Below are 16536 nucleotides of genomic sequence, written 5' to 3'. Positions count from 1 at the left end.
CCGCCCCATGCCTCGCTACGCCAGCCCCGGGTCCGCCGACGCCGTGATGTCCTACCAGCCCCGCTACGACCACTGGATCGGCGGCGCCTACGTCCCGCCCGCCAAGGGCGGCTACTTCGAGAACCCCACCCCGGTCAACGGACAGCCCTTCACCGAGGTCGCGCGCGGCACGGCCGAGGACGTGGAGCGCGCGCTGGACGCCGCACACGCCGCCGCCCCCGCCTGGGGCCGTACCGCCCCGGCCGAGCGGGCCCTGGTCCTCCACCGGATCGCCGACCGCATGGAGGAGAACCTCCAGGCCCTCGCGGTCGCCGAGAGCTGGGAGAACGGCAAGCCCGTACGGGAGACCCTGGCCGCCGACATCCCGCTCGCCATCGACCACTTCCGCTACTTCGCGGGCGCCCTCCGTGCCCAGGAAGGCAGCCTCTCGGAGATCGACGAGGACACCGTCGCGTACCACTTCCACGAGCCGCTCGGCGTCGTGGCCCAGATCATCCCCTGGAACTTCCCCGTCCTCATGGCGACTTGGAAGCTCGCCCCGGCCCTCGCCGCGGGCAACGCCGTCGTCCTCAAGCCCGCCGAACAGACCCCCGCCTCCGTCCACTTCTGGATGAGCCTGATCGCCGACCTGCTGCCGCCGGGCGTCGTCAACATCGTCAACGGCTTCGGCGCGGAGGCCGGACGCCCGCTGGCCTCCAGCCCACGGGTGGCCAAGATAGCGTTCACCGGCGAGACCACGACCGGGCGCCTGATCATGCAGTACGCCTCGGAGAACCTCAAGCCCGTCACCCTCGAACTGGGCGGCAAGAGCCCCAACCTCTTCTTCGACGACGTCTCGGCCGCCGCCGACGACTTCTACGACAAGGCCCTGGAAGGCTTCACCATGTTCGCCCTCAACCAGGGCGAAGTCTGCACCTGCCCCTCCCGCGCCCTCATCCAGCGCGGCCACTACCAGGACTTCCTCAACGCCGGCGTATCCCGTACGGAACAGATCATCCAGGGCCACCCTCTGGACACCGACACCATGATCGGCGCGCAGGCATCCAACGACCAGTTGGAAAAGATCCTCTCCTACCTGGACATCGGCCAGAAGGAAGGCGCCCGCGTCCTGACCGGCGGCACCCGCGCCGAACTCGGAGGCGAACTGGAAGGCGGCTACTACGTCCGCCCGACCATCCTGGAAGGCACCAACGACATGCGCGTCTTCCAGGAAGAAATCTTCGGCCCGGTCGTGGCGGTCACCCCCTTCACCGACTTCGACGAAGCCATCACCCTCGCCAACGACACGCTCTACGGCCTCGGCGCAGGCGTCTGGACCCGCGACGGCTCCACCGCCTACCGCGCCGGCCGCGCCATCCAAGCCGGCCGGGTCTGGGTCAACAATTTCCACAGCTACCCCGCCCATGCCGCCTTCGGCGGCTACAAACAGTCCGGCATAGGACGCGAAACCCACAAAATGATGCTGGCCCACTACCAGCAGACGAAGAACCTCCTGGTGTCGTACTCGCCGAAGAAGCTCGGCTTCTTCTAGAGGCACGGAAAAAGGCCATCGACTGCTCGATGAGACGGTTGGCCTGCTCCCGGACGCCGTCCAGGAACTTGGCGTAGTGGCGGAAGAGGACCGCGATGCTCTGGCCCGCGCGGCGAGCACATTCGGCCGGGTCCACACCGGAGTACAGCCGAACGAGCTCCGGGCATGCCGGAGCTCGTAGGGCCGCTCGGCCGGCCCGGAGGCGAGTTCCGTGCGCGTCAGGACGTACTTCCGTGCCCGCGCCCAAGTTGTGCCGTACGCGGCTGCGTCCACGTAGTTCAAGCCGGAAGTGGCCGTCATCGGCGGCCCACGGTGCTGTTAAAGTGGCGCCCGTGAGCGGAATTTAGAGATTTCCAGGGAACGACCGGCAGACTGCCCGTGCGATGACGGGCCGGCCCCGGCACAGCCGTAGCCACAAACAGGCGTGCCCCAGCGGGTGATCGGCTTCCGTCGCGGTGGTGAGCCCTCGGTGTGCTGCGAGGGTCGACGGCCGCGGACGCGGGGGTTCGCAGATCGCGCCGGTCGCGCAGCAGGTCCTTTCCCGTCCCTGTGCTCCCCGTGCTTGCGCGCACGCCTCCCTGGAAACCGGAGTTGTTCTCTCCATGTCCGTGCCGGCTCACGCCACCACCCTGTCCCGCTCCCGCTGGGTCACCCTCGTCCTCCTCGCCGTGCTCCAGCTCCTCATCGCGGTCGACGTGACCGTCGTGAACATCGCCCTGCCCGCCATCCGCGACAGCTTCGACGTCGACACCCGCCATCTCACCTGGGTCGTCACGGGATACACCGTCATGGGCGGCGGTCTGCTCATGGTGGGCGGGCGCATCGCCGACCTCTTCGGGCGGCGGCGGACCCTCCTGCTCGGCGCCTTCCTCTTCGGCGCGTCGTCCCTGACCGCGGGTCTCGCCCCGAATCTGGAGCTGCTCGTGCTCGCACGGTTCGGGCAGGGCGCCGGCGAGGCCCTCTCCCTGCCCGCCGCGATGTCGCTCATCGCGCTGCTCTTCCCTGAACCCGCCGCCCGTTCCAAGGCGTTGAGCGTATGGGCGTCGGTCGCGAGCGTCGGCCTGGTCCTCGGCTTCCTGCTCTCCGGTGTCATCACCCAGCTCTTCACCTGGCGCTGGATCTTCCTGATCAACCTTCCCCTCGTCAGCCTCGTCCTCGCCGCCGTGCTGCTGCTGGTCAAGAAGGACGGGACGAGCGACCGCGCCCCCATCGACCTGCCCGGCGCACTGCTCTTCACGACCGCGCCGCTGCTGCTCATCTTCGGCGTCATCGAGCTGGGCGAGGACGAGCCCCGGCTGCCGCTCGCCCTCGGGAGCCTGCTCGCCGCCGTGGCGTGCGCGACCGCGTTCGTCGCCGTCGAACGGCGCACGCCCCAGCCCCTGGTGCCCCTGACGTTCTTCAAGAACCGCGTCCGCATCGTCGCCAACGGCGCCACGGTCCTGCTCAGCGCCGCCCTGTCGACCTCCTTCTTCCTGCTGACCATGCACCTTCAGGAAGAGCGCGACCTGTCCCCCATCGAGGCGGGACTCTCCTTCCTGCCCCTCGCGGTCAGCCTCATCCTCGCCTCGACCCTCGTGCCCCGCCTCATCGAACGCATCGGCACCACCGGTGCGGCGGTGCTCGGCATGGTGCTCGCGGCCCTCGGCGCCGGCTGCTTCGCCCTGCTGCCCAGTGACGACTCGCTCGTCACCAGCGTCTTCCCCGGCATGATCCTGCTCGCCTGCGGGATGGCCACCGGCCTGGTCGCCCTCCAGAACGCCGCCCTGCACGCGGTCACCGAGGCCGACGCGGGCGTGGCGTCCGGGGTGCAGCGCTGCGCCGACCAGCTCGGCGGCGCGAGCGGCATCGCCGTCTACGTCAGCGTCGGCTTCTCGCCCCACCTCAGCGGCGGCTGGGACCCGTTCACCGTGGCGTACGGTCTCGCCGCGGCCGGTCTGATCGCGGCCGTCGTCGCCTTTCTGGCCATGTCCCCGCGCCGACGTCTCGCCGCCCCACAGGAGCCGCAGGAGCCGCAGGACTGACCGCACCGCGTAATGGAGACCGCGGCAGCCCAGCGGTCGAGGGCCCGCGTCCGGCACCATCCGCCGGGCGCGGGCCCTCGCGCGTCCGCACTCCCCCGAGGCTTGCCCCCGCCGCCGATCACCGATTCCCTGTTCGCGGTAATGCACCGGAAATCGAGAGACCGTGGCGGTGCGGGCCGCGCCGACTCCCGGATAAGTTCCGTGGAATACGGGCGTCTCCATCGTCGCCCTGCCCGCGGGGGCGCAGGACGCCGTCGAGATCTGTGGCCAGGCCCCCATGCCCCGCGCGGCGACGCCGCGGGCCTTCGCCGGCCTCGGCCTGGACCACGTCCCGGGCTCGGGCCTGCTCCCCGCCTGCGTGCCGGGCGCCTTCGGCGGCTGGCTGCGGCTGCTGGCGGAGTTCGGCACCCTGCGCCTCGCGGACGTCCTCGCACCGGCCGTCACCTACGCGAAGAGGGCTACCCGCTCCTCCCGGAGACCGCCCACGCGGCCGACGTACTGGCCCCGCTCTTCAGCGCCGAGTGGACCGGCTCGGGGCAGATCTACCTGGCGAACGGCGCCGCCCCCAAAGCCGGTTCCCGCTTCCGCGACGCTGCCGTCTCAGATCTGGTCACCGGTGCCCGGCAGGGTGCCTTCGACCACGTCGCGGAGCTGTGACCGGGCGATGATGCCCAGTTTCGGGAAGACTCGGTAGAGGTGGGAGCCGACCGTGCGGGGTGAGAGGAAGAGCTTCTCTCCGATCTCACGGTTCGTCAGGCCGCGGGCGGCAAGCTGGACGATCTGTTGTTGCTGGGAACTCAGTTCGGTGAAGGCACTGGGCACCACGCTACCGGCGGCCTCGACGCCCGCGGCCCGCAGTTCCGCCTTCGCCCGCTCGGCCCAGGGCCGTGCGCCGAGCCGCTGGAAGGTGTCGAGTGCCGTGGTCAGCAGGGGGCGGGCGGCTGCGATACGACGTTGCCTCCTGAGCCACTCACCGTAGTCCAACTGTGTCTGCGCCCGTTCGAACGGCCGTTGCTCGCCCGCGTCGTCGGCCAACGCCGCCTGGAAGTACGGTTCCGCGTGCTCCGGTTCGGCGAGCAGGGCGCGGGCTCGGTCGACCAGTGCGGTGATCCGTGCCGACATTCCCCTGCCCAGGTGCCGCGCCGACCGTTCCACCAGCTCGGCGGCGTCCTGCTGTCGCCCTCGGCGGACGGCCGCCGCAGCGAGTTCGGCCAGGACGGTGTAGGAGACGTGGTAGTGCACCGGATCGCCGTCGTCGGTGAAGGCGGAGCGGAACTGCGCGTACGCGGTGTCGTAGTCGCCCTCGGCCACGGCCGCCAGGCCCAGAGCCCGACGTGCGAAGACCGCGACGGAGCGGCTTTCCAGCGGGTCGACGAGGGCCAGCGCCCGCCCGGCGGCCCGGCGGGCGTCGGCCGGCCGGCCGAGCAGCGCGAGCACGGTCGCGTCGAGCGCCTTGGCACACGCCTCGGCGTGGTCCAGTCCGGCCGTCGACGCCACCGTCGAGAACTCGGCGGCCACCGAGCGGGCGTCGGCCCACCGGCCCTGCTCCAGGTAGGTCCAGCCGGCCGCGCATCCCAGTCCGGCCGGCACAGGACCATGGGTCTGCCATCGGCCGAACGCCTCGTCGAAGGTCCTGGCGGCGAGAGTGGTCTGGTCCAGGAGCCAGGCCACGATCGCGAGCGCGGTCAGACCGGTGGCGTCGTCCCTGGCCTCGGTGATGAGCCGGGGCAGCTCCGGGACGAGGGAGGCTCCCGCGCCGTTGGGGTCGGAGACTACCGGCACCCAGGCGTGCAGGGCGCCCCTGGCGGCGGAGTCCGGCGTGGCGGGGAGCAGGTCCTCGATCTGCTGTCGCTGAGACTGCTCGCCCGAGTAGTAGCGGACCACCGCGGCTGCGGCGAGCGCGTCCAGCACGCGGGGCGACCGGGCCGCCGCCGCCTCGCCGGCGAGGCGGACCAGCAGGGCGAAGGCCGCCGTGTGGTGCCGGCGCAAGCTCATGAGTTGCCCGACGGCCAGCGAGGCCCTGCTGATCAGGTCCGGGTCGTCGCTGCGCTCACGGACCTCGGCGGCCAGGTGTTCCACCCAGCCGAGCTGACCTGTGAAGACGGCCGTGACGGCGGCCTCGGTCAGCAGCCGCGCCTGGTCCGCGCGGCGCGGGCTCAGCTCCGCGGCGCGCTCCAGTGCCGCAGCCGCGGCTGCGTAGCCGCCCCGGCGCCGGGCCCGGTCGGCCGTTTGCCGCAGGGCGGCCGACACGTCTTCGGCGGGGCGGGTACTCGCGGCGGCGAGGTGCCAGGCGCGGCGGTCGGGTTCCTCGCTCAGCAACTCGGCGAGAGCGAGATGTGCTTGTCTGCGTTCCCCGAAGGACGCGGCGTGGTAGACGGCAGAGCGGATGAGCGGGTGGCGGAAGGAGATCCAGGGGCCGTCCTGACGTATGAGACCGGCCCGTTCCGCGGGCACCCACGCCTTGTCGCCGGCCTCGGGCAGTTCCCGGGAGGCCGTCGGCACATCCATCGAGTCGGCGGCTGCGAGGAGCAGGAGCGAACGGCGGGTCGCTTCCGGCAGGGACTCCGCGTGCCCAGTGAAGATCCGCTCCAGCCGGTCGGTGACGGGCAGCGGGCCCGCCGTGCCGCTGCCATCGGGCCGTCGGGTCGCGGCGGCGCGGGCGAGTTCGACGAGGGCCAACGGGTTGCCGGCCGCCTCCCGCAGGATCCGTACACGAGTGCGCCCGGTGGGCGGCGTCGGCTGCCGGTCGAGCAGCCGGGCCGCCGCCTCGGCGCTGAGCGGACCGATCTCCAGGCGCTCGTAGCCCTTGTCGAGCCCGGGCAGCGTGGCCGCGGCCCGCACCCCCACCAGCAGCGTGACGGGTTCGCTGTCCATGCGTCGGGCCACGAAGGAGAGCACGTCCAGCGACGCACGGTCGATCCACTGGGCGTCGTCGACCACCATGAGCAGCGGCGCCGGTTCGGCCAGATCCGACACCAAGGTGAGAACCGCCAGAGCGACGAGCATGCCGTCAGGGGCCTCGGGGCAGTCGTCCAGGCCCAGGACGGCCCGGAGCGCGGTGCGCTGCCGCGGCGGCAGGCGCTCCAGTCCGTCGAGCACGGGGCGAAGCATCTGATGGAGCCCCGCGAATCCCAGGTGTGCCTCGGACTCGCTGCCGACCGCGCGCAGGACCCGGCCCCCTTCGCGCCGCGCGCGGTCGGTCACGAGATCGAGCAGCACGCTCTTGCCGACACCGGGGTCACCCGCCAGGATCAACACCTCGCTGCGGGACCGGCCGGAAGCGACCCGCCGCATGATGTCCGCGGTCTCGGTTTCCCGGCCCACCACCGGCAGACCGCGATCACGTGTCGAGCGCTGGTTCCCTTGAGCCATCTCAGTATTTTCCACTGATACGCACGGCCTTTGATCTCGACCAGGCACCGGAGTCCTTCCGCAGGGCACGTCCGCCGCTCCCCCACCCGCTCAAACCGCTCATTCCTCAGCGCGGCCGTCGTGATCGCACCCGCCGCCTGCTGTCACTCGTGATCGCGCCCGCCGCCTGCTGGAACCGCCGGAAGCCGGGGCCGACCACGCACGGAGCCTGGCCAACGTGTCCGGGGGCCATCCGCAGGAGAACGGCGCCGCGTACGCCACCGGGGTCACCGAGGCGGCCGACGCACGGCTCCTGCGGTTCTCGCGCCGCGCCGCGTCCGGATCAGCGCAAGGACTGCTGTGCCCAGGTGCAGTCACGTGACGCATACCGCGGCACGCCCGGAGCAACGCACGATGGCCGAGCAGGGCCGTCCACGAACGGACGCGCACGGTACGGCCCTGCTTCCACCGGTGCACGGCCCCCGCAGGGGCGCGCACCCCGTACCCGTCATGAGCAGATGCCCATCCGTGTCTCGCCCGCGCCCGCGGCCCGAGCACGCGGAACCGATCGAACTGGAGAGAATCGTGGACACCATCACCCTGGGCGACGTCACCGTGACCCGTGTCCGGGAGTACTACGGTCCTGTCGACCTGACGCCCGAGGCGTTCATCCCGCAGAGCCCGGCGGAGGCGTGGGAGACCCACCGTTCCTGGCTGGTCCCGGACTTCCTGGACGCCGAGACCAACATCGTGAACTCCGCGATCCAGACCTGGGTGCTGCGCAGCGAGGGCAAGACCATTCTGGTCGACACCGGCGTCGGAAACCACAAGGAGCGCCCGTACGCGCCGGTGTGGAGCCGGCTGAACACCGGCTTCCTGGGCAGCCTCGCCCGCGCCGGGGTCCGCCCCGAGGACGTCGACATCGTGGTCAACACGCACCTGCACGTCGACCACGTCGGCTGGAACACCTGCCTCGACGGCCGGACCTGGGTGCCGACGTTCCCCAACGCCACCTACCTGATGGCCAAGGCGGACTTCGACTACTGGAACCCCGCCAACGAGATCGAGACCCTGCTCGGCCGAGGCAACCAGAACGTCTTCGAGGACAGCGTCGCCCCCGTGCACGCGGCCGGCCTGACCCACCTGTGGGAAGACAGCCACCGGATCGACGGCAACCTGAGCCTGGACCTCGCACCCGGTCACACCCCGGGTTCGTCGGTACTGCGGCTGGAGTCCGGCTCCGACCGGGCCCTCTTCGTCGGCGACCTGGTGCACAGCCCGCTCCAGATCCACGAGCCCGACGCCAACAGTTGCTTCTGCGAGGACCCCGCCGAAGCCCGCGCCACCCGCCGCAAGCTCCTGGGCTCGGCGGCCGACACCAACGCCCTCGTCTTCCCCGCGCACCTCGGCGGCCATGGCGCCGCCGAAGTCGTCCGCGAGGGAGAGGCGTTCGCCATCAAGGGCTGGGCACCCTTCGCCCCGTACACCGAGCAGGCCTGAGGCCCGCGGAGAGACACCAGACATGAGCCACCACCCCGACCCCGTCGTGACCACCGCACAGGGAGCCGTCCGCGGCCTGCGCCAGGGCGACACCACCGCTTTCCTGAACATCCCCTACGCGGCCCCGCCCCGCGGCGCCGGCCGGTTCGCGCCGCCGCGACCGCACGAGCCGTGGGACGGCGTACGGGACGCCACCGTGCCGGGACCGAACGCGCCGCAGTCCGAGCGCACGCTCGGCAACGTGGACATGACCCCCTACTTCGGCACCGGCTGGAGCCGCGGCGAGGACTACCTCACCGTCAACGTCTGGACGCCCGCCGCGGCCCAGGGCGGCCTGCCCGTCATGGTGTTCGTCCACGGCGGCGGCTTCGTCGCCGGATCGACGCGGTCCGCACTGTACGACGGCACCGCCTTCGCCCGGGACGGCGTCGTCCTCGTCACCCTCAACTACCGCCTCGGCATCGCCGGGTTCCTCGACCTTCCCGGAGCACCCGCCAACCGCGGCCTGCTGGACGTCGTCGCCGCCCTGCGCTGGGTCCGGGAGAACATCGCCGCCTTCGGCGGTGACCCGTACCACGTCACCCTCTTCGGCCAGTCGGCCGGGGCGACCATCGTCGGCGGCGTCCTCGCCACCCCCGAGGCCGCCGGCCTGTTCCGCCGGGCGATCGTCCAAAGCGGCAACGGCCTGGGCGCGTTCACCACCGAGCAGGCCGCCCGCGTCACCCGGGCGGCGGCCAAGACCCTTGGCATCGACCCCCACCCCGACGCCTTCGCCGAGATCCCCGACGAGCGTCTGGTCGAGGCCGCCTCCCGGCTCACGGGCATCGACCTGCGGACCAGGGCCCATCGCGACCCGTTGATCGGACTCAGCCCCTTCAGCCTGGTCCTTGACACCCAGCCCGCCGAATCCGTCGCCGCCGGCCGCGGCGCCGGCATCGACCTGCTCATCGGGACCAACACCGAGGAGGGAAACCTCTACCTGGTCCCCGTGAACAAGTACGCCACCGCGACCGCCGAAGACGTCGACGACGCGGCGGCCCGCTCACACCCCGATCCGGTCCGACTCGTCAGGACCTACCGCGCGACACGCCCCGAGGCGTCCTTTGGCGAGCTGCGCTCCGCCATCATGGGCGACGCGCTGTTCGGCGCGGGCAGCCGGGCCCTGGCCGGCGCACATGCCGCCCACCCGCAGTCCGCGACCTACGCCTACGAGTTCGCCTGGCGCTCCCACGCCCTGGACGGACAGCTCGGCGCCACCCACACGGTCGAGCTGCCCTTCGTCTTCGACCTCACGCACCTGCCTCCGCTGCTCGGCCCCGCCGCCCTGCTCGGCCCCGGCCGGCCCCCTGAGGGGCTCGCCGCCCGCATGCACGAGAGCTGGGTCCGGTTCGCCAGGAGCGGCGACCCCGGCTGGGACCCGTACGACACCGACCGCAGGTCCACCATGCACATCGACGCCGAGTGGACCCAGGTCGAGGACCCCCGCAGCCAGGAACGTCAGGCCTGGAGCTGACCAGCGGCGCTCAGCCCAGCGCTACAAGCCCCCTTACGTCAATGCGCAACGGGGCGTCATCGAAATCACCGTCACCCGCGCGACGGGCACCACCACACCGCCGAGCCCGCTGATGGACGTTCACGCAGAAGTCCGGGAGCTTCTCGTCGCCGGGGAGCTGTGCGAGTGCGCTGCCGGGCAGAATGAGCTTTCCGCAGCGTCGCCCGCTGCCGGTCAGGACGTACGGGGTCGCGACAACGGCCTCGTCGATCAGGAAGGGCCATGTGCCGGGCAGGCCGATCGGAGTGGTGCCGCCGTACTCCATGCCGGTCTCGGCCACGGCCGTGTCCATCGCGGCGAACGACACCTTGCGGGCGCCCCGGTGTGTGCGGACGACGTCAGGGGTCGTGGCCCGGGCTCAGCGAAGTGCCGAGGAGGGGACGCGGAGCATTCACAGGGACTGACGGAATCCCGCGTCGGTCGAGGAAGTCGAGGGAAGGCGTCGTCGGCATGCCCGGACGGGGCGTGCCCGTACTTCTGTGCTGCCGACCGGCATGCTTGGCCGGATGCGGACTGTGTGCGCTGCCCGCTGCGCCGGAGACTGCGAGGTGACGCGGCACGTTGCCCACCTTGGCCAACGTCCCCGTCCCGCAGCATCTTCGTTCCGCAGCCCGGCTCACCCGGCCCCGCCGGTGGAGCCGGGCGGTGCACCGTCCCGCGCTCACCTGTCCGGGGCTTCTCGTCGGCAGCGGGTCCCGCTCGGGTGAGCAGCCCTCATCACCGTCTGGGAGACCCTCGTGACACTGCTGGAACGGGAACCGGACCTGACCGAGCTCCGGAACACCATGTACCGACTGGGCTTCGGGAGTCATTTCGACTTCCCGGAGCGGACCCCGGTCATCCTTCCGAGGGAGGTGCCGGACAGCCACTGGGTGGATCCTGTCGGGGACGCCGGCACGGGCTACGGTGTGGCCGGCCGCTGGGACGTGATGTCGTACCGCTTCGGCCCGGCCACCAGGCTGGGCAGGGCGGTCTGCAACGAGACCAGTAACCCCATCGAGCGGCAGATCGGTGGCGAGGAGACCATCGGCACCTCGCACACCTTCGAGATCTCCTCCACCGTCGAAGCGGGCTTCTTCGACATCGTCAAGGTATCGGTGACCACCTCGTTCTCCATGACCTGGAGCAAGGAGACCACCTTCAAGGACTACCTGACCGTCATCATTCCGCCCGGCTACTGCTCCTGGCTGGAGCTGTCACCGGTGATGCGGCGCCTCGACGGCAACTTCATCTACATGCGTCGTTTCCTCGGGCAGGCGTTCATCGGCAAGTTCAGCGGTGAGGTGGACGCGCCGGGTGTGGAGGGCGACCTGTCCGACGTGATCCGGGTACGTGAGGCCCCGATCCCCGGCCGGGCCGGCGGCGCACTGAGCGAACTGGCCGAACTCAGGTCGCGGTGGGTCGAGGAACAGGACGGCGTGCTGACGTTCCCGGCCGTACTGCTCCCCGAGCAGTGGAGCCGGGACGCCGACACACGGGACGTCACCGCACAGGTCCGCTCCCGGCCGTAGCCCGCGTCACCCACCCGGAAGGAGCGTCATGCCGTTCATCCACTTCAAGGACCGCGACAACAAGCCCAAGCGGCTCGGCGGCCAGATGCCGTTCATCCTGTACTGGCACAAGCGTGGCGGGGACCGCTTCTACCCCGTGGGCCGCTGGGAGAACAAGGACTTCAGCCCCAAGGACTCGATCTCGCGCAACGACGTCGTGCAGTTCAAGTTCGACGCCGAGGGCGACATCGACGAGAGCCTCACGGGCTGGTTCGGCGAGGGGCCCCCGCTGCTGTTCCGCGTCGGGAGCGGCGCCTGGTCCCGGCCGGTCCAGCGCAAGGGGAACTACCACTACTTCTCCGCGACCGGCTCCAGCAACAGCATGCGCAGGGTGAAGCAGATCAAGGTGTACGACGAGGAGATCCGGTTCGCCCTGCGCATGGACATCGCCGGGGCCGGTGACTCCTGGATCGCCGACGAGGAGTACACCGGATCCATCCGCATGCGGGACACCACGGAACGGCGGGCGTACCTGGTGGCCGTCCGGCACGGCATCACCTTCGACGACCCCTTCGGCAATGCCCAGACCTTCCGCCCGCGCTCCTGGGCCGACCTGGTCGGCTGAGCCGCAAGGCGATCCGGTCGGCTGAGCCGCAAGGCGATCCGGCCCGAGGCCGGCGGGGCCACGGCGCGGTCGCGAAGATGGCGACCGCGCCGTCACGGTGGCCGGGGTATCCGCCGGCCGTACGGGGTCAGTTGGTGCGGGCGTGGCCTGTGAGGGTACTCCTCCGTGGGGTCGCCGTCCTGGTGGACCTCCACAGGGCGGATGCGAGGCAGGCCAAGGCGGCCCCGGCCACGACGTCCGAGGTGCTGGTGAGCGCGGAGTCGGGCAGGTCGGTCAGGAACGCGAAGAGGGAGAGCTGTCGCGTACGTCCATGGAGGACACCCGCGGCATGCGGCACACCGTCGAACTCTGCCGCGTCGGCTGACGGGCCCTCGGCCGGGCGGCCCACGCTGAGCTGTTCGAGGAGGCCGACCACAAGCTTCCGGTCTTGAGCGTGAGCTTCTGCGGTGAAGCCCGATCGACGGAGCATGGTCTCCCGCCTGCCACACGCCGGCTGCCCAGAACTGTGGCCGCTCCCTTGTCGGGGCTGGGCCAGTCAGCTCGAATACGGCTGGGTGACGGCGTGCAGTGGTGCGTGGAGCCGACGGATCGACAGGGAGGGAGGCCCGTTGTCGTACCCCCTCAGGCTGGTCGGTGACAGAGTCGTGGTGCGCGACTTCACCCTAGATGACGTCGATGACATGCAGCGCGTATTCGGCGACGACCGCGTCACCAAATGGCTGTCGTTCGACAGTCGCACCCGTGACGAGACCCGGGCCAGGATCGAGGCCGCGATCCGAAGTTCGCAGTCGTCCCCGCGGACAGAGTTCTACCTGGCCGTCACCAAGCTGGACGACGACCGCGCGATCGGCTTCATCCGCCTTGTGCACTCCGGGTCCCAGGGCCAGGACATCGGCTGCGCCATCGCCGCGGACGAATGGGGGCACGGCTACAGCACCGACGCGCATCGCGTGATTCTCGACTTCGCCTTCCACGAACTCGGGGTCCAACGCGTCGCCGGATGGATTCCCCTGGACAACGAGCCGAGGATCAAAGCACTCGATGAGCACGGCGCGGTCGGCAAGCTGGGATTCGTCACCGACGAAATACGCCGCAATCATGTGTTCATCAACGGTGCGTGGCGGGACTGCAACCTGAACTCCGTGAGCGCGGACGAGTGGAGCCGCCGCCGTGAGCGGATCGTCATGCGACCAGAGGAAGGCGGGAACCCCGGCCGGTAGATGGCGGCGGCAGTGGAGCCGGAAGAGATGCCGCCGAGTGGTCCGTCAGACCCGCCCGTAAGGTCATGGACCGTGATCGACGTTCTTCCGGACACCGTCCGGATGAGGAACCGGCCGTTCACACAGGGTGGGTTGCCTTACGACGAAGGTTTACCTGGCGAGCGATGGCCGGTGCCGTCCGCCGCCATCCTGGTCACGCCCGGGCAGTGGCGTGACGCGCCGCAGTTGATCCCGGCGCTTGGCCGTATCCGTGTCCCGCGTCCTGTCCGCGGCCACCCGCGGACGCGACCGGACCACGTGCGGGGCACCGAAGACCCGGTCGTCACGCACCCGACACGGTCACCCAGTACGCCCGTTCCACCCGCGATGCCAGGCCCCGAAACCGGCTGACTTCCGCGCGGCAAGGGGGGCCTCAGCGGCCTGGATGAACAGCTCACCCGTGCTCCCGGCACCTCAGCCCTGACGCCACCCAGCGCAGCGCTCACCCTTGCACCGCTCCGCACCTCAAACTTCGGTGGCAGAGGCCAAAGCCCAGACCACATACGGACCGACGCCCTGTAGGCGGGGCACGGGCAGTATGGACCTCAATACCTCAATACATCGGCCACATATCCGGCCTTGCCTCACTGCAAATCGTTGGGCTCAGCTCTGTTCAGACTGCCGAGCCTCCCTGGCTGCCGCATTCGCCTTCGTACCGCCACGGCCATCGCTGGAGGCGCAGATCTCGGAACCTACAAGGATCCCCGGCCCGGCGGCCTGCCTTATGGCGTGGGCCCTGGGAGGCTCGGTGCACCGGACGCGGGCGGCATCGCTGGATAAGCCCGTACTCGACAAGGCGGCGGACGACCTGCGCCACTTCCTGGAACTGCTGGAGCGGTTTTTGGCCCGGATCATCGCCACGGGTGGTCCTGGGTGTCGGTAGATGTCTCTGGTATCCGGGCAGGTGGAAGTGGCTTCGGCAGAGCGGTGGGCGTCGATGGCCGTCGGTGCGTACGGCTGCCGATCACCAGTCGACCTGGCCATAGGGCGACCGATCGCAGGTTTCAGCCCTTGCGGGGATAGAAGCCGCCGTCGGCGTCGCCGTGGGCCGTGCAGTCCATGTCGCGGTAGCGGTCGACAAAGGTGCCGGTGAGGCCGGTGAACGCGTCGTACGTGTGGTCCAGGGGCAGGTCTTTGCTCACTCTGAACCGCAGTTGCACGTGGACGGACTCGCGGGGCTCGAGCGTCTTCGGGGCGGGGATGGTGCCGCCGGCTTTTCCATCGGCCTGGCGCAGCGTCTTCCAGGTGCGCTGCGAGGTGTCCCAGTACTGCAGATCGCCGTACGGGCTCAGATCGCGCTCGCCCTCGTTGTAGACGTAACTGCCCAGCTTGCCTCTGAGTTCGAAGGACTTCAGCTCCTTTGCCGAGGTGTTGGTGAGCGTGGCGGTGTAAGTCGTCCAGTGAGTGCCGAGAGCGACCGATGCGGGTATGCCGAATGAGCGGCCCACGAGGACGTTGTTGCTGTGGGGGCTCCCGATCTCGGAGCACTGCGGGATGTCCGCGGCAGGGGACGCCTGGGAGGCGGGCGCGGCGGCCACCGCCATGGGGATCAGGGCGGCCGTCGCGGCCGAGGCCGACAGAGCGCGGTGCAGTTTCATGAAGTTCTCTTTCCTGGTTCTTCGGGCCCCTGGAGCCTGTGTTTCCAGTGCCATTGAGGTCTGAGGCGGTGGATCCTTTGGGTTATCAGGTTCGTGGAGAGGTGCGTTGGGCTTACGCGGTGACGTCCGTGGCGTCCGGGCCGGCCGCGCCCTTCCGACGGCGTACGGCGATGACCGCACCCGCGCCGACCACCGTCGCGGCTCCGCCGATGAGAGCGATCACCGGGAGCGCGGATGAGGAGCCGGTCGTGGCGAGGTGGGCGCTGCTCTGTTGGCTGAGGCCACCGGTGGAATCGGAGCCACCCGTACCGCCGCCGGATGCGGCGCTCTGGCTGGGCTCGGCCGTGCCACCGGGCTTGCCCGGCTCACCCGCCTTACCCGGCTTGCCCGGACCACCCGGCTTGCTGGTCGGGTGCTGCGTCGGCTTCGCGCTCGCGGGGAGGATGGTGAAGTCGTACCAGGCTTCCTTGGCCGAGCCACAGGCACCGTCGCGGTTGCGGTAGTCACCTGCGGCGAGCGCGTACCCGGCGCCGGGCTTGGCGTCCTTGACCGCGCGGGTGCGCAGTTGGAGCGTGATGGTGCTGCGCGGGCCGACGGCAAAGAAGCCGAACAGGTCGTCGGGCTCCGCGTCGTGGAAGGTCTTCCACCGTCCCGTCTTGGCGTCGCGGTACTCGGTATCCAGTTCCCAGTACGGCCGGTCGACATTTTCGGCGGAGGACACGAGCAGGAAGGGCTGGACCTTCTCCAACGGCTTGCCGGTGGTGTTGGTGAGCGTCATGGAGAAGGGAGTCCAGGCGCCGCCCGCCGTCAGCCGGGACGGCAGCCCGTGGACGGCCACCTGCAACTGACCGGACTCGAACGCGCAGGGCTGACCCGTACCATCGGCGCCGCCGGCATCCTTGCCTCCACCTGTGGCACCGCCCGCGCCGGTGGTGCCCTCAGTGTTCCCTTCGGCGGTCGCGGCGGATTTCGACGGCTTCACCGGCCGGTCCGCCGGTGTCGCGGCATCGGTGGAGTCGGGTGAAGCGGGCGCGCGGGGACCGGCCTTGGGCACCGGCTCCGTTGCGAACGCGGCTGCGGGCGCGGCCAGTACGGCGGCGGGCGCTATCACGGCAGCCGCTGCGGCGGCCGTCAGGGCGCGGCGAATCTTCATCCAGCAGAACCTCTCGGATCCCAAGTGCCACCGCCAGGGCAGCAACAGGTTGACGTTCGTCGTGTTTCGAGACCGCCACCTCCTATAAAGCAGCGGTCGTACCCGTACTCGATCTTGGCGTTGAGTTCATAGAACGCCTTCCCCTGGGGGTAGCTTTCACCGTCGGCGATTTCCCAGGCGGCGGCAGTAGAAGCGGTGGTGGCGGTTGGCGGGACAGTGACCGTCGCGACACCAACAGCGAGCCCCGCCGTGATGCGGTTACGCCACGACGTCATCGTTTCTCCTTGCTCGTCTTCACACTCCGAGCCAGCCCCGCCCAGAGATGTTCTTGGCTCACGCCGTCGACGCTAAGTGCGAGGACGGCGTCACCGAACCGTTCGGGCGCGATCTACGTAACGCATTACGCAATTCCCGCCTACGTGAGCCACGGCAGTCCGCGATGTACGCGGCCGTTCC

At 70.2% G+C, this 16536-nt stretch carries 12 protein-coding genes and 3 pseudogenes; 10 read left to right on the top strand and 5 right to left on the bottom strand.

Annotated elements, in window-relative coordinates; all coding sequences use genetic code 11:
- Positions 1–7 precede the first annotated feature (7 nt).
- The 3 genes and pseudogenes from KGS77_RS33425 to KGS77_RS33415 all read left to right on the top strand — a co-directional run.
- Positions 8–1531 carry an aldehyde dehydrogenase family protein gene (locus KGS77_RS33425; protein ID WP_242587050.1) on the top strand — a complete coding sequence of 508 codons (1524 nt, stop codon included), beginning with the start codon at positions 8–10 and terminating at the stop codon, positions 1529–1531.
- 602 nt (positions 1532–2133) lie between these two features.
- Positions 2134–3552 (top strand): lincomycin efflux MFS transporter Lmr(A), encoded by a 1419-nt coding sequence (gene lmr(A), locus KGS77_RS33420; protein WP_242587049.1) that lies wholly within the window; start codon positions 2134–2136, stop codon positions 3550–3552.
- 259 nt (positions 3553–3811) lie between these two features.
- Positions 3812–4035 (top strand): annotated as a pseudogene (locus tag KGS77_RS33415) (gamma-glutamyltransferase); the annotation flags it as partial.
- Positions 4036–4152: 117 nt separating this feature from the next.
- Here the strand turns inward: KGS77_RS33415 and KGS77_RS33410 are convergent.
- The gene (locus tag KGS77_RS33410) at positions 4153–6924 is read right to left on the bottom strand and encodes a LuxR family transcriptional regulator (protein ID WP_242587048.1); all 2772 of its coding nucleotides are present in this window, start codon (positions 6922–6924) and stop codon (positions 4153–4155) included.
- A gap of 564 nt (positions 6925–7488) precedes the next feature.
- On the opposite strand from KGS77_RS33410, the gene KGS77_RS33405 reads away from it, so the two are divergent.
- Together KGS77_RS33405 and KGS77_RS33400 are read left to right on the top strand one after the other, a co-directional pair.
- Positions 7489–8403 carry an MBL fold metallo-hydrolase gene (locus KGS77_RS33405; RefSeq protein ID WP_242587047.1) on the top strand — a complete coding sequence of 305 codons (915 nt, stop codon included), beginning with the start codon at positions 7489–7491 and terminating at the stop codon, positions 8401–8403.
- A gap of 22 nt (positions 8404–8425) precedes the next feature.
- Positions 8426–9916 carry a carboxylesterase family protein gene (locus KGS77_RS33400; RefSeq protein ID WP_242587046.1) on the top strand — a complete coding sequence of 497 codons (1491 nt, stop codon included), beginning with the start codon at positions 8426–8428 and terminating at the stop codon, positions 9914–9916.
- A 148-nt stretch (positions 9917–10064) separates the two neighbouring features.
- Here KGS77_RS33400 and KGS77_RS33395 read toward each other — a convergent pair.
- Positions 10065–10292 (bottom strand): annotated as a pseudogene (locus tag KGS77_RS33395) (YbaK/EbsC family protein); the annotation flags it as partial.
- A gap of 400 nt (positions 10293–10692) precedes the next feature.
- Here KGS77_RS33395 and KGS77_RS33390 point away from each other — a divergent pair.
- Positions 10693–11466 (top strand): hypothetical protein, encoded by a 774-nt coding sequence (locus KGS77_RS33390; RefSeq protein WP_242587045.1) that lies wholly within the window; start codon positions 10693–10695, stop codon positions 11464–11466.
- A gap of 28 nt (positions 11467–11494) precedes the next feature.
- Positions 11495–12070 (top strand): hypothetical protein, encoded by a 576-nt coding sequence (locus KGS77_RS33385; RefSeq protein ID WP_242587044.1) that lies wholly within the window; start codon positions 11495–11497, stop codon positions 12068–12070.
- A gap of 127 nt (positions 12071–12197) precedes the next feature.
- On the opposite strand, the gene KGS77_RS33380 is transcribed toward KGS77_RS33385, so the two are convergent.
- A complete protein-coding gene (locus tag KGS77_RS33380; protein WP_242587043.1) occupies positions 12198–12539 on the bottom strand; it encodes a hypothetical protein in 342 nt (113 codons plus the stop codon).
- Positions 12540–12678: 139 nt separating this feature from the next.
- On the opposite strand from KGS77_RS33380, the gene KGS77_RS33375 reads away from it, so the two are divergent.
- From KGS77_RS33375 to KGS77_RS34765, 3 genes and pseudogenes are all read left to right on the top strand, one after another.
- Complete coding sequence (locus KGS77_RS33375; protein ID WP_242587042.1) at positions 12679–13290, top strand: GNAT family protein; 612 nt, start codon at positions 12679–12681, stop codon at positions 13288–13290.
- Between the two features lie 77 nt (positions 13291–13367).
- A pseudogene (locus tag KGS77_RS33370) lies at positions 13368–13596 on the top strand (IS5/IS1182 family transposase); the annotation flags it as partial.
- Positions 13597–14077: 481 nt separating this feature from the next.
- Positions 14078–14212, top strand: a complete 135-nt coding sequence (locus KGS77_RS34765; protein WP_277994297.1) for a hypothetical protein — start codon at positions 14078–14080, stop codon at positions 14210–14212.
- A 121-nt stretch (positions 14213–14333) separates the two neighbouring features.
- Here the strand turns inward: KGS77_RS34765 and KGS77_RS33365 are convergent, their stop codons facing one another.
- Both KGS77_RS33365 and KGS77_RS33360 read right to left on the bottom strand, forming a co-directional pair.
- On the bottom strand, positions 14334–14927 hold the full coding sequence (locus KGS77_RS33365) for a hypothetical protein (protein ID WP_242587041.1): 594 nt from the start codon (positions 14925–14927) through the stop codon (positions 14334–14336).
- 112 nt (positions 14928–15039) lie between these two features.
- Positions 15040–16080, bottom strand: a complete 1041-nt coding sequence (locus tag KGS77_RS33360; protein WP_242587040.1) for a hypothetical protein — start codon at positions 16078–16080, stop codon at positions 15040–15042.
- Between the last annotated feature and the right edge of the window lie 456 nt (positions 16081–16536).

Source organism: Streptomyces sp. MST-110588 (assembly GCF_022695595.1).
Classification (GTDB): Bacteria; Actinomycetota; Actinomycetes; order Streptomycetales; family Streptomycetaceae; genus Streptomyces.
Note: the sequence above shows the minus strand (reverse complement) of the source record. Positions and strands in the feature narration are given on the sequence as shown.

Coding starts and splice junctions, on each gene's coding strand:
- KGS77_RS33400 (WP_242587046.1), top strand. CDS start 8,426: ATGAGCCACCACCCCGACCCCGTCGTGACCACCGCACAGGGAGCCGTC.
- KGS77_RS33410 (WP_242587048.1), bottom strand. CDS start 6,924: ATGGCTCAAGGGAACCAGCGCTCGACACGTGATCGCGGTCTGCCGGTG.
- KGS77_RS33380 (WP_242587043.1), bottom strand. CDS start 12,539: ATGCTCCGTCGATCGGGCTTCACCGCAGAAGCTCACGCTCAAGACCGG.
- KGS77_RS33385 (WP_242587044.1), top strand. CDS start 11,495: ATGCCGTTCATCCACTTCAAGGACCGCGACAACAAGCCCAAGCGGCTC.
- KGS77_RS33360 (WP_242587040.1), bottom strand. CDS start 16,080: ATGAAGATTCGCCGCGCCCTGACGGCCGCCGCAGCGGCTGCCGTGATA.
- KGS77_RS33365 (WP_242587041.1), bottom strand. CDS start 14,927: ATGAAACTGCACCGCGCTCTGTCGGCCTCGGCCGCGACGGCCGCCCTG.
- KGS77_RS33425 (WP_242587050.1), top strand. CDS start 8: ATGCCTCGCTACGCCAGCCCCGGGTCCGCCGACGCCGTGATGTCCTAC.